The sequence below is a fragment of the Sphingopyxis sp. Root1497 genome (genome assembly GCF_001427085.1).
Taxonomy (GTDB): domain Bacteria; phylum Pseudomonadota; class Alphaproteobacteria; order Sphingomonadales; family Sphingomonadaceae; genus Sphingopyxis.
This window is the reverse complement of the sequence record NZ_LMGF01000002.1, coordinates 138,577-151,999: the sequence shown is the minus strand read 5'-3', so window position 1 is coordinate 151,999 and position 13,423 is coordinate 138,577. Positions and strand designations below refer to the sequence as shown.

At 65.2% G+C, this 13,423-nt stretch carries 8 protein-coding genes and 1 tRNA gene; 7 read left to right on the top strand and 2 right to left on the bottom strand.

The features are described 5' to 3' along the window. Positions 1–58 precede the first annotated feature (58 nt). Entirely contained in the window at positions 59–841 is a 783-nt protein-coding gene (locus ASD67_RS03300; protein ID WP_056343333.1) for a FadR/GntR family transcriptional regulator, read from the bottom strand. Positions 842–987: 146 nt separating this feature from the next. Here ASD67_RS03300 and ASD67_RS03295 point away from each other — a divergent pair, with 146 nt between their 5' ends. The 4 genes from ASD67_RS03295 to ASD67_RS03280 all read left to right on the top strand — a co-directional run bounded on the left by ASD67_RS03295 (position 988) and on the right by ASD67_RS03280 (position 7,214). Beyond that, positions 988–3,159 (top strand): TonB-dependent receptor, encoded by a 2,172-nt coding sequence (locus ASD67_RS03295; protein ID WP_056343329.1) that lies wholly within the window; start codon positions 988–990, stop codon positions 3,157–3,159. Between the two features lie 52 nt (positions 3,160–3,211). After that, positions 3,212–4,765: an acyl-CoA synthetase gene (locus ASD67_RS03290; RefSeq protein ID WP_056343325.1), complete on the top strand. Its 1,554-nt coding sequence runs from the start codon at positions 3,212–3,214 to the stop codon at positions 4,763–4,765. A 1-nt stretch (position 4,766) separates the two neighbouring features. Then, positions 4,767–6,287 (top strand): AMP-binding protein, encoded by a 1,521-nt coding sequence (locus ASD67_RS03285; protein ID WP_056343322.1) that lies wholly within the window; start codon positions 4,767–4,769, stop codon positions 6,285–6,287. A gap of 123 nt (positions 6,288–6,410) precedes the next feature. Beyond that, the gene (locus ASD67_RS03280; protein ID WP_056343317.1) at positions 6,411–7,214 is read left to right on the top strand and encodes an enoyl-CoA hydratase/isomerase family protein; all 804 of its coding nucleotides are present in this window, start codon (positions 6,411–6,413) and stop codon (positions 7,212–7,214) included. A 293-nt stretch (positions 7,215–7,507) separates the two neighbouring features. Here ASD67_RS03280 and ASD67_RS03275 read toward each other — a convergent pair. After that, positions 7,508–7,594: transfer RNA gene (locus ASD67_RS03275), tRNA-Leu, on the bottom strand. 318 nt (positions 7,595–7,912) lie between these two features. On the opposite strand from ASD67_RS03275, the gene ASD67_RS03270 reads away from it, so the two are divergent. The 3 genes from ASD67_RS03270 (at position 7,913) to ASD67_RS03260 (ending at position 13,418) form a co-directional block, all read left to right on the top strand. Next, a complete protein-coding gene (locus tag ASD67_RS03270; RefSeq protein WP_056343314.1) occupies positions 7,913–9,472 on the top strand; it encodes a hypothetical protein in 1,560 nt (519 codons plus the stop codon). Positions 9,473–9,561: 89 nt separating this feature from the next. After that, a complete protein-coding gene (locus ASD67_RS03265; RefSeq protein ID WP_056343311.1) occupies positions 9,562–12,264 on the top strand; it encodes a TonB-dependent receptor domain-containing protein in 2,703 nt (900 codons plus the stop codon). A gap of 287 nt (positions 12,265–12,551) precedes the next feature. Then, positions 12,552–13,418: a type II secretion system protein N gene (locus tag ASD67_RS03260; protein WP_235535549.1), complete on the top strand. Its 867-nt coding sequence runs from the start codon at positions 12,552–12,554 to the stop codon at positions 13,416–13,418. The last annotated feature ends 5 nt before the right edge of the window (positions 13,419–13,423 follow it).

Genomic DNA, 13,423 nt, shown 5'->3' with positions numbered 1-13,423 from the left:
TTCGCTAGCGCTTTTCTTTTATATGTTAGCGATATGGATTAAATGCGAAAGCGATTTCTCACTCGAAGGGAAAAGGCTTGAGTTTCCGGAGCGAGTTGGGCGTGATTTCCTGAAGGTTTTCGAGATAGCGCCGAAGGTAGAGCCGCCACAGGTCCGCCGCCGTGTCCGCGTCGCGGCGTTCCATCGCGGCGATCATCTCCTCCTTCACCCCGATCGCCGCAAGATAGCGTTCGACCTGTTGCGGATGATGAGGCAGCCGGACCGACAGCAGCGACAACTGGCGGTCGGCGATCCCGCCGATCATCAGGCCCATCAGCCGCAACGTCTCGCTGCCGCAATTTTCGACCAGCGTTTCGCGGAAGAGTCGGCCGCGGGCATAGAATTCGGGACGGTCGTGGACAAGGTAGCGCTGCGACGCCGCATTCTGCGCCAGTGCGGACAGAATGGCCGGCGTGACGTTGCGCGTCAGCGATGCGACCGCCGCGGTTTCGATCACGATGCGCGTTTCGAAGACTTCGGAAATCGTCGCGTTGCGCATCTGCAGAAAGACCGTGCAATAGGAAGCGAGGCGCGCCGCGTCGGGTTCGCGGACCCGGGCGCCGCCACGGCTGCCGCGCTCGACGCGAACCAGTCCTTCGGATTGCAGGATGCGCAGCGCCTCGCGGCACGACGGGCGCGACACTTCGAAACGCTGCATCAGTTGATGCTCGGCGGGCAGCATCGCGCCGACCGGCCATTCGCCGGCGGCGATTTCCTCGCGCAGCTCTTCGGCCACACGTTCGGCGACGCTCGCCTTGTGGCCGCCGTTCGCTTCGTTTTCGATCAAATCCTGGTCGGTCATTGCAGAGCCATAAGGTCGCCGGTCGAATGTGACAAACACTATGACATATCGATAGCGATTAAATCTAAATCGCTTGACAATTAAAGCGTATGGCATTTGAAGCACGCCAAGCCGGCGTGGTTGACCGGCAGGATGGGAGACAGACGATGACGAAGACGAAGACGGTTCTGGGAATTGCCGGCATGGCCGCCACGCTCGCGGTCGCCGCGCCGGCCGCGGCGCAGATGAACGACGAAACCTCGGTCGCCAGCCCGGCGCCGGACGAAGGCGCAGCGGGCGATGGCGACATCATCGTGACCGCGCAGCGCCGCTCGGAACGTCTCGTCGATGTCCCGGCGTCGGTCGTCGCGATCAGCGGCGAGGCGCTGGCCCAGGCCGGAGTCAACGGGATCGAAGACCTGACGCGGCAGGCGCCGGGCGTGCTGATCAACAAGACCGGTGCCTATGTGCAGCCCACGGTGCGCGGAATCGGCGCGAGCGTCCAGGGCGGCGGCGCCGAATCGAACATCGCCGTCTATGTCGACGGGGTCTATTTCGCGAGCCAGACGGGCGCGATGTTCGACCTGGTCAACCTCGAGTCGGTGCAGGTCCTGAAAGGACCGCAGGGCACGCTGTTCGGCCGTAACGCGACCGGCGGCGCCTTGCTGTTGACGACACTGACCCCGTCCTTCACGCCGACCGGCAAGGCGTTCGCGAGCTTCGGTCGCTTTAATGAATATAAGCTCAGCGCCTATGCCTCGACCGGCCTCACCGACACCCTCGCCGCCGATATTTCGGTCTATCGCCGCCATACCAACGGGTTCATCCGCGACCTGCGGACCGGGGAGCGCCGGGGCGAGCAATCGAGCTTCGACATTCGCGGCAAGCTGCTTTTCGAGCCGAGCGACGCGGTGCGGTTCATCCTCGCGGCGTCGCATACCGAAACCAAGGATCCGTCGGGGCTGACCTACACGACACTCAACGGCAATTCGGTCGGGCGGAATTTCCCCAATTCGGGACCGATCGCCGTCGAGCGCGGCACGTCGTCGCAGGAAATCGCGACGCGGATCGAGGCGAAGGTCAACACGGTGTCGCTGCGCAGCGAGATCGACCTCGGCTTTGCGACGCTCAACACGATCAGCGGCTATATCGACGAACAGGACTTCATCGACGCCGACCTCGACTCGAGCTACGCGCCGTCGTCCTTCGCGACCTATGACCAGTTCAACGAAAGCTTCAGCCAGGAAATCAACCTGACCTCGCCATCCGGTGGCGATTTCTCGTGGGTTGCAGGCCTCTATTATTACTGGAACGCCGCCGGATCGGAAAATTGGCGCCTCAACGGCAATCCCTTCTATCGCGCGCGGATCACCAGCAACAGCATCTCGGGCTTTGCCGACGGGACCTATGACCTGGGTCCGGTGTCGCTCATCGCCGGGCTGCGCTACAGCAAGGAAAAGCGCGGGTTCCAGCGTGGCTTTCCGGGCGGCGCCTATACCGTCGATACCGACGTCACCTATACCAGCTGGACGCCGCGCGCGGGCCTCCGCGTCGACGTCGGGCCGCGCAGTAACGTCTATGCGACGTTCAGCCAGGGCTTCAAGAGCGGCACCTATAATCTGTCGTCGCCGAGCACCACGCCGGTGCGTCCGGAAAAGATCACCGCTTATGAAGCGGGCTTCAAATCGGCCAGCCGCGCGATCGACTTCAACATCGCCGCCTATCACTATGATTATCGCGACATCCAGGTGACCGCCTATGACTATACGTCTGGGGTTAGCCGGCTGTTCAACGCGGCGCGCGCGCGCGTCCACGGGATCGAGAGCGACGCGACATGGCGTCCCGCCGACAATTTCGACCTGCGCGCGGGATTCGCCTGGACGCACGCGCGCTTCAAGAGCTTCCCCGGTGCCCCCGCCTTCTTCCCGCGGACAACGCTGACGAACGGCACGCCGTGCCCCGACCTCAATTGCGGCAACGCCCAGGTCAACGTCGATGCCAGCGGCAACAAGCTGCTGCGCGCGCCCGAGTTCACCATCAGCGCGGGGGCCAATTATCACCTCGAACTCGCGGGCGGCAGCAAGATCAGCTTCGGCGTGCGCCCCTATTGGTCGAGCAAGATCAATTATTCCTTCCAGGAACGCATTTCGCAGCCGTCCTACTTCACGGTCGACGCCTACATTTCCTATTCGCCCAACGATCAGTTGCGCCTGTCGATCTGGGGCCGCAATCTGACCGACACCAAATATGCGACCTCGCGGTCGGAATCGTCGGCGCGCGATGCGATCGCCTGGGCGCAGCCGGTCACCTACGGCATCTCTGCCAGCTATAATTTCTGATATGGAGGCGCCGCGCGCGAGCCGCGCGGCGCCTTTGCCTAGAGGATCGTCGATGCATCCCAGAATTCACGCCGCCCGCAACCCCGATCAGGCCGCCGCGATCCGGTCGGACACGGGGGAGACCCTGACCTATGGCACGCTCGAGCAGCGCGCGAACCGCGGCGCGCATTTCCTGCGTAGCCTCGGCATCCAGGCCGGCGATACCATCGCGATCTGGCTTCCCAATGTCCTCGAATATTACGAGATCTACTGGGCCGCGCAGCGGGCCGGCCTCTATATCACCCCGATTTCGACCAAGCTGACGGTAGAGGAGGTCGCCTATATCCTGCGCGATTCGAGCTCGCGGTTGCTGGTCACGAGCGGGGACATCGCCGAACTGGGCGCCTTCCTCGACGTCGCAAGCGCAAGCGCACCGGATTTGCGGCATATCTATGCGCTGGGTGCGGGGCACGGAACGTTACCCGGCTGGGACGCCATCGCGGACTTTCCGGCCGATCCGATCGCCGATGAAAGTGCGGGCTTTCACATGGTCTATTCGTCGGGCACGACCGGCCGCCCCAAGGGCATCCGCCTGCCGCTGACGGGCGGGCCGGCGACCGAACCGCACATGCTCGCCGAGCGGCAGGCCAATCGTTATGGGACGGGCCCGCACAGCATCTATCTGTCACCGGCGCCGCTGTACCACACCGCGCCGCTCGCGATCTCGACCGCCGCGCAGCGGCTGGGTGCGACCGTCGTCCTGATGCCGCGCTTCACCCCCGAAGCCGCGCTCGCGGCGATCGCGACCTATCGGGTCACAGTGACCCAGATGGTACCGACGATGTTCCTGCGCATGCTGCGGCTGCCCGAACAGCAGCGGGCCGCAGCCGACGTGTCGTCGCTGACCCACGTCATCCACGCCGCCGCGCCTTGCCCGATCGAGGTCAAGGACCAGATGATCGACTGGCTCGGACCGATCATCTACGAATATTATGGCGGTTCGGAAGGCAATGGCTCGACCTTCATCACCTCTGAGGAATGGCTCCGCAAGAAGGGATCGGTCGGGCGCGCCGATTGGGGTGTGATCCATATCTGCGACGACGAGGGGCGCGAGCTTCCAGCCGGTGAGCAGGGCCTGATCTATTTCGAGGGCGGCTGGAACTTCCAATATCTGAACGATGCCGAGAAGACGCGCGATTCGCGGCACCCGACCGAGCCGGGCTGGTCGGCGCTCGGCGACATCGGCTATCTCGACGCCGACGGCTATCTGTTCCTGACCGACCGCAAGAACTTCATGATCATCTCGGGCGGGGTGAACATCTATCCGCAGGAGATCGAGAATCTGCTGACCGTCCACCCGAAGGTCGCCGATGTCGCGGTCATCGGCGTGCCGAGCGCCGAGATGGGCGAAGAGGTGAAGGCCGTCGTCCAGCCGCGCGACCCGGCCGATGCCGGACCCGAGCTCGAGGCCGAGCTGATCGCTTATTGCCGCGAGCGGTTGAGCGCGGTCAAATGCCCGCGCAGCATCGATTTCGAGGCCGAGCTGCCGCGCCACGAAACCGGCAAGCTCTACAAGCGCGAGATTCGCGAACGCTATTGGGCGGGTTTCGCACGGCGGGTCGCCTGAGATGGCGGCGGTGCCCGGCAGCCTGATCGGGGCGATCCTGGAAACCGAGGCCCGCGCGCCGGGCACGCCGCTCGTCGTCGCGTCGGACGGGCAGCCGAGCCATACCACGTTGGCCGAGGTCGTGGCGGCTGGCCGGCGGATGGGGACGCGGCTCTCCGATTCCGGGGTCGCGAAGGGCGACGTCGTCGCCGCGATGCTGCCCAACTGGCGCGAATGGCTGGTTGTTGCGGTCGCCGCCGCGCAGTCGGGCGCGGTACTGCTTCCCATCGTCACCATCTATGGCGCGACCGAGCTGGGTTTCATCCTGCGCCAGTCGGGTGCGAAATGGCTGTTCACCCCCGAACGCTTTCGCGGTGTCGATTTCGCCGCGCTGATCGGCACCTGTGGTGATCTTCCGGCGCTGCGGCATCATGTGACGGTCGGGCCGGAGTTCGACCGGCTCGAAACCGAGGGCATGATTGCCGACGCGGTGCCGTGCGATCCCCAGGACATGGCGCTCCTCGTCTATACCTCGGGAACGACCGCGGCGCCGAAAGGGGTCATGCACTCGGCCACTGGCTTGCTGGCCGAACTCGCTTCGATGCGGGCGCTGCGGGCGCGGGGGAAGCAGGAGGTCGTGCTCTCGCCCTGGCCGCCGGGTCATGTCGCGGGCGCGCTGGCGATGTACCGCTTCCTGTGCGACGCGGTGCCGCTCGTCCTGATGGATCATTGGGACGCCGCGGTTGCGGCCGGCCTCATCGAGACCCACCGGGTGACGACATCGTCGGGAACGCCCTTTCACCTGTCGGGCACCATCGCCGCGGCGGGGACCGAGGGCCGTGACCTGTCGTCGCTCGAACAATATCTGGTCGGCGCGGCGCCGGTTCCGGCGTCGCTGGTCGAACGGTGTCGGGCACAGGGCCTGGCGGTCTATCATTGTTACGGGTCGAGCGAACATCCGACGGTCACCTCGGGCGTGGTCGACGATCCGGTCGAAAAGCAGCTTCATACCGAGGGGCGGCCGACGCCCGGTACGATGCTCCGCTTCGTCGACGACGCAGGCGTCGACGTCGCATCCGGCGAAGAGGGCGAAATCTGCACCCGCGGCCCGGACCTGTTTCTCGGCTACCTCGACCCGGTATTGAACGACGCGGCCTTCCTGCCGGGGGGCTGGTTCCGGACCGGCGATATCGGCCGCCTCGATGCCGAGGGCTATCTTCACATCACCGACCGCAAGAAGGACATCATCATCCGGGGGGGTGAGAATATCTCGTCGAAGGAAGTCGAAGCGGTGCTGCTGACGCATCCGGCGATTGCCGATGCCGCGGCGGTCGCGGCGCCCGACGACCGGATGGGTGAGATCGTCCGCGCCTGCGTCGTGCTGAAGCCCGGCGCCACGCTCGATTTCGAGGGGCTGCGCACGCATTTCGCCGCGGCGGGCATCGCGAAACAAAAGACCCCCGAACGCCTGACGATCGTGACGGAACTGCCCCGCAATGCGACCGGCAAAGTGCTGAAGCATATGCTGCGTCTTGCGGGGTGATGGATATAGCGAGCATCCAACCTTGCCGGCGAGCGGTGCTCGCCGGCTATTTTTTGGCGTGCGTCTGGGCGGCGGGCTCGACGATCGGCTCCATCTGATACGCATCCAAAGGCGGGGAAGGCCATGACCAGTACCACCTCTCTTTCCAAATCGCGCCACGGCCGCGTTCTTAAACTGACGCTGGAAAGCGATTGCGGCCGGCATCCCGTGTCGCCCGAACTCGGCGTGGCCCTTCACAGCAGCATCGCCGACGCCGAAAGCGATGACGCCGTCGGCGCGATCCTGTTGACCGGCAGCGGCAAGACATTTTCGGCTGGCGGCGACATCGGCGGTTTGATTGCCGGGCTCGACGCGGCGCGGCCCGACGCGGAAACCAGCGCGCTTCTCGCGCGGTCGGCTTCGGGCTGTCTCGCGCTCATGAACGCCACCAAGCCGACGATCGCACTCGTGAATGGCGCCGCGGCAGGGGGCGGGCTGGCGCTGGCCGCCGCCTGCGACATACGGCTCGCGAGCCACAGCGCCAAATTCGCCTTCGCTTATCCCCGGATCGCCCTTGCAGGTGACCTTGCGGCCTGCTGGAGCCTCAACAGGATATTGGGACCTTCGAGGGCGCTCTATTTCGCGCTGTCGGTCAAGCGGCTTTCGGCAAGCGAGGCCCTGGCGCTCGGTTTGATTGCCGAGGTTCATGCCGATGATGGTCTTCAGCAAGCCGGGCTGACGCTCGCGCAAGACATCGCCTCGATGTCGCCGATGGCGCTTGCGCAGGTGAAGATGAATTTTCGGGCCGCCGCCACGGTCTCGAGAGACGAGGCGATCGAAATCGAAAGCGATAATTTTCTGCTGGCACGCGCCCATCCCGACCATCGCGAGGCGGCGGTCGCCTTTATAGAAAAGCGAAGGCCGCGATGGGCGCAGAGCGAGCGTTGAACCCCGGGGCCTTGTCGCGTGGCCTGTCGACGATGGTTGATCATGCCGGCGCGGGAAATCTCAGGGCATGACGCGCAGCGCCTGACGACGATCGAGCGTCCTCATCACTGGCATGACCGAGAGCGCCGGTTCGGGTCTGGCTGACCAGATCGGTAGGCGGCGACCGGTAACGCTGGCCGGCCAAGAGAGGCGTTCGGTTCGAACGGCAGTCGATCGGTAAGGCGCCCGGAACGGCGCCGCGTCGCGGCTGCGTTCTCTCTCATTCCTTATTTCCCAGTTCCCGCAGGACTGAGTGGTGCGGTCGAGAAGACTCGAACTTCCACGGCCTTTCGGCCACAACGACCTCAACGTTGCGCGTCTACCAGTTCCGCCACGACCGCACATCATGATGGGGCCGAACGGGTCCGGCTCCGGGTAGGAGCGGGCGCCTAGCAAAGCTTTTCGGGCGATGCAAGCAAGCTGTGTCGCATTTATTTTCGCAGCTGCGAACAAGTCGCGTGACGCGCTTTGGTGCTTGTCACGAAACCGACTCCAAAGAGTCACCCAAATGTCATCGCTCTGGCGTCAGACCGTCACCGAATCATCCTAGTGGCGGCGTCACCGGGGGCGCGGCGGGGCACTCCTCTCGAACCGGCCGGTGATTTTTCAGCAGGGGCGCCGACCGATCCGGCGGCGCACAGCGGATAACGGAGAATTTCATGGCGGCTTTCGCGCGCGTTCGTTTGGTCATGCTCAGCAGCGTGGCCTGTTCAATTCTGGCCGCCTGTGGTGCCGACGGCGTCGCTTCGCCCGGTGAAGGCGTCATCGTGATCCCGGCGCCGACACCGACCCCCACGCCGACCCCGACCCCCACGCCGACCCCGACCGGCGTCACCCCTGCCGCCGCCTGCCCGAGCATCGCCGGCCCCGCGCTGTCGGATCTCGGCACGATCACCGGTCCGCAGGGCACCTGGCGCAACTGCGGCTTCCCCGCGCGCTTCACCGCCTCGACCGCGATCCCCAAGGTCGCCGGCGTCATTTACTCGCTCCCCGGCCGCGTCGATGTCGGCACCGACCAGGGCGCGACCAGCACGAACACCGACGTCACGCTGACGATCGATCCGGGCGTCACCATCTTCGGCGCGACCGGCGTTTCCTATCTCGTCGTCAACCGCGGTAACCGCATCGACGCCGTCGGCACCCCGTCGCAGCCGATCATCTTCACCGGTCGCGGCAACGTCGTCGGTTCGGCCGACGACAATACCTCGCAGCTGTGGGGCGGCGTCGTCCTGCTCGGCCGTGCGCCGGTCACCGACTGCCTCGCACCGGGCGCGACGCCGGGTACCGCCGCGTGCGAACGCGACACCGAAGGCACGTCGAACGCGCTTTATGGCGGCGCGCAGCCGGCCGACAATTCGGGCCGCATGTCCTATGTCCAGATCCGCTACTCGGGCTTCATCCTCAGCGCCGACAAGGAACTGCAGGGCCTGACCCCGTCGGGCGTCGGTTCGGGCACCACGATCGAGAATATCCAGGTCCACAACAGCTCGGACGACGGCATCGAAGTGTTCGGCGGCCGCGTCAACATGCGCAACCTGGCGATCACGGGCGCCGAGGATGACGGTCTCGATACCGACGTCGGCTACAAGGGCAATGTCCAGTTCCTGCTCGCGGTACAGCGCGCCGGCGGCACCGTCGGCGACTCGATGCTCGAAATCGACTCGAACGGCAACGAAGACACCACCCCGCGCCAGAATGTCGCGCTGTCGAACTTCACCTTCATCCACCGCGCCAATGCGGCGGGCAACACCGCGTCGGTGCTGATCCGCGGCGGCGCCGACTATCGCCTGATGAACGGTCTGATCGTGGCGCCCGGCATCTCGTGCGTCCGCATCAACTCGGCAACGACGATCCAGACCACGGGTGCCGACGAAGCCGGGCCGCCGAAGTTCGACTCGGTCAACATGCAGTGCGGCGGCGCCAGCGCCTTCCTCGGCACCAGCGGCGTCACCAACGACCAGGTCGCGACGATCTTCAACGGCGGCACGAACAACAGTGCGACCTATGTCCCGACGCTGTCGAACGTGTTCATCAACGGCGCCACCGAAACCGCGCGCCCGGCGTTCAACCCGGTTCCGATCAACGCCTTCTTCGTGAACGCGGGCTATGTCGGCGCGGTGCGCGATGCCAGCGACACGCGCTTCACCGGCTGGACCTGCAACAGCGCGACCGCGAGCTTCGGTTCGTCGAGCGCCGCGTGCACGCTCATCCCGGTCTGACGCGCCTTCGTACCTGAATTGGGGCGGGGCGCACCACAGAGGCGCGCCCCGCCCCGCTTATCATCCGAATTATAGGGGTTTTTAGGGCCATGACCAAACGGTCGATTTTCGCCAGCATGCTGCTCCTCTCGTCGGCGTTGGTCGCACCGGCCGCACTGGCACAGGACGCCGGACCCGCGGGTTCGAGCACCGAAGCCACGCCGCCGACCGCCGATGCCGCCGATTCGGCGCCGGCCGACGACGATCAGCCCGATGTGTCGATCCCCGGCGGTTCCGATCAGGAAATCGTGGTCACCGGCCGCTATACCCCCAATGTCGTCCGCGCGACCCCCGAGGTCGTGTCGGTCCTTTCGTCCGCCGACATCGCGCGCACCGGTGAGGGCGATATCTCGGGCTCGCTCCAGCGCGTCACCGGTCTGTCGGTCGTCGGCGGCGGATTCGTCTATGTCCGCGGCCTCGGCGATCGCTATTCGCTCGCGCTGCTCAACGGTTCGCCGCTGCCGAGCCCCGAACCGCTGAAGCGTGTCGTCCCGCTCGACATCTTCCCGTCGAACGTCATCGATTCGACGCTGGTCCAGAAAAGCTATTCGGTGAACTTCCCCGGCGAGTTCGGCGGCGGCGTGATCAACCTCACCACCAAGTCGACCCCGCGCGAGAATTTCCTGACCTTCTCGGGCGGCATCGGCTGGGACAGCGAGACGACCAACGAACTCGGCTACACTTATTATGGCGGCGACGCCGACTGGACGGGTTTCGACGATGGTACCCGCGATGTGCCCAAGTCGCTCGCCGCGGCCTTTGCCAGCGGCAAGCCGATCATCGAGGGCGCCGATTTCAGCAAGGACGATCTCGAAGCGATCGCCATGGACCTCGTCAACGCGCCGACGACGCTGCTGCAACAGAACAACCATATCCCGGTCAACTGGTCGGCGGGCGTCACCGGCGGCCTGACCATCCCTATGGCTGACGGCGAACTCGGCATCATCGCGACGGCGGGGATCAGCAACAAGTGGCGCACCCGCGACACGCTGCAGCAGACCTCGGTCGAGGCCGATCTGTCGGGCGATCCGCAGACCAGCTACAACCGTGTCGTCACCGACAATCGCGTCGTCGTCAACGGCCTGCTCGGCTTCGGGCTCGAGATCGGCGATCACAAGCTGCGCTGGACCAACCTCTATATCCGCGACACCCTCAAGCAGGCGCGTCTCGCGCTCGGCACCGACCAGAACCAGTCGGGCCGCGACATCATGAAGCAGGACACGGCGTGGTACGAACGCCAGCTGATCAACACCCAGTTCGTGGGCGAATTCCATTTCGACCGGCTCAAGCTCGACCTGCGCGGCGCCTATGCCAATTCGCAGCGCGAAGCCCCCTATGAACGCAGCTTCACCTATGTCCGCACCAACCTGCCGACCGCGCAGGACCCCGTCGGCGACAAGTTCGTCAACGACCTTGGCGGCAACAAGGGTGACGCGACGATCGCCTTTTCCGACCTGAACGAGGATTTGTGGTCGGGCGGTGTCGACCTGTCTTACGAAATCGCGCCGCGCATCACCGGGACCGTCGGCTATGCCTATAGCGATACCAGCCGTACCTCGGTGCGCCGCGCATTCCAGTATCGCGCCTCGAACCTGCCGATCCCGGTGCAGCAATTGCGCCCCGACTATCTGCTCTCTGACGCGTCGATCCAGCTCTATGACATCACGCTGCTCGAAACCTCGGCGCAGGACGGCACCGCGGCGTTCGACGCGGCGCTGACCACCCATGCCGGCTATGCGCAGCTGCAGGCCGAACTGCTGTCGGGCGTCAACATCAACGCGGGCGTCCGGTACGAGGATGCCAAGCAGACGGTGTCGCCGATCGACCTGTTCAATTCGGGCGCGTCGTCGATCGTCGATACGAACCTGAACAACGACTATTGGCTGCCCGCGGTCACCCTGACCTGGGAAGTCGCACCCGACATGCAGCTGCGCGTCAGCGGGTCGAAGACGATCGCCCGCCCGCAGTTTCGTGAGTTGGTGGCGCAGGTCTACCAGGATCCCGAATCGAACCGTCTGTTCCGCGGCAACCCGTCGCTGACCGACAGCCGGCTGACGAACGCCGAAGCGCGGTACGAATGGTATTTCGCCAAGGATCAGCGCCTGACGGTCGCCGGCTTCTACAAGTCGATCGACAATCCGATCGAGGCCTATACCTCGATCTCCGACTCCTCGGTCAACACCAGCTACGCCAACGCGCCGAAGGCGACGCTTTATGGCGTCGAGTTCGAACTGCAGAAATATTTCCCGCTCGACACGCTGTCGGATGCGCCTTTCTGGTCGAGCCGCCGCTTCGTATTGATCGGCAACTATACCTATACCCAGTCCGACATCTCGGTCGCGGCGGGCGATACCACGACGATCAACGGCGTGGTGCAGGATGCGAGCAACTTCTTCTTCGACGGCTCGCCGCTCACCGGCCAGTCGGACCATCTGGTCAATTTCCAGATCGGGCTCGAGGATCAGGACCATTTGTCGCAGCAGACCCTGCTCGTGACCTATGCCAGCCCGCGCGTCACCAGCCGCGGTCCCTCAGGCCAGCCCGACCTGCGCGAAAAGCCGGGGATTTCGCTCGATTTCGTCGCGCGGCAGGGCATCAATCTGCTGAACAAGGAAATCGAACTGAAGTTCGAGGCGCGCAATCTCACGGGCCGCAATTATGAAGAGGTACAGGAGTTCGGCGACAACCGGATCTTCTTCAACCGCTACAAAATCGGCCGCAGCTTCTCGCTGAGCGCGTCGCTGAAATTCTGATGAAACATCCTCCCTGCCGCGAAGCGGTGGGGAGGGGGCCGCGCCCGAAGGACGTGGTGGAGGGGCATCGACGCTGCGTCAAAGCCCCTCCGTCAGCCCTTCGGGCTGCCACCTCCCCATGCCTGCGGCACCGGGAAGATAGATACGGCGAGCCGCCACAGGATGGACTCGCCCGACTGTCAAAAAACTGTAATCTTCCCGTCAGCTGATTGTCACCAATCGCCCCTAGGCGATTCGCGAGGCACCATGGTGATGCGGGGGATAAACAGGTTTTCATGGCGACGCTGATGTCCGGATCGGCCGTTCGGTTGCCGCGCGGATTGCCCGCATGGCTGCGCAGCGGCAAGCGCTCGCCACGCGCGGTCTGGCCCATGCTGGTCGTCGGCCTGCTGGCGCTGCTGCTCGCGGTGCAGGTCGTGCGCCTGCTCTGGACGATCGTGACACCCCTGTCGCCGCTTGGCGCCTGGCAGCCGCAGACCGCGGTCATCGCCTCGCCTGCCGAGCGCCGCGCGCTCTTCACCAGCTTCGATCCCTTTTTCCGGACCGGCGGACAGGGGCCCGCCTCGGCGACGGTCACCGCTCTCGGCCTGACGCTGTTCGGCGTCAACATCAACGAAGCGACCGGCGGCGGATCGGCAATCATCGCTGCCGAGGACGGTATCCAGAACAGCTATGCCGTGGGCGACGAGATCGCGCCGGGGGTGAAGCTCGTCGGGGTTGCCTTCGACCATGTGCTGCTCGACCGCGGCGGTGCGCGCGAAAGCCTGTTCCTCGACCAGAGCGGCGCGGCGCCGGTTGCGACGCCCGCAACTCCGCTGCCCGCGCCGACCCCCGAGGTCGGGCCGGCGCCTGGCAATGATGCGGTCGTCGGCGAACTTTCGCCCGCCGCGTTGAAAAGCGGCGTCGGCTTCGCACCGCGCAGCGAAAACGGCCGCGTCACCGGGGTCGTCGTTCAGCCGCAGGGCGACGGCGCCGCCTTCCGCGCCGCGGGCCTGCGTCCGGGCGACGTCATTCGCGGCGTCAACGGCCGCCCGATCGGCTCGGCGGGCGATGCCGCCGCGCTCGCCAATCAAATCACACCGGGGGCACGCCTCTCGCTCGAAGTCGAGCGCGGTGCCAACGTCGTCCCGATCGCCATTTTTGTTTCGAAGTAGGGTAT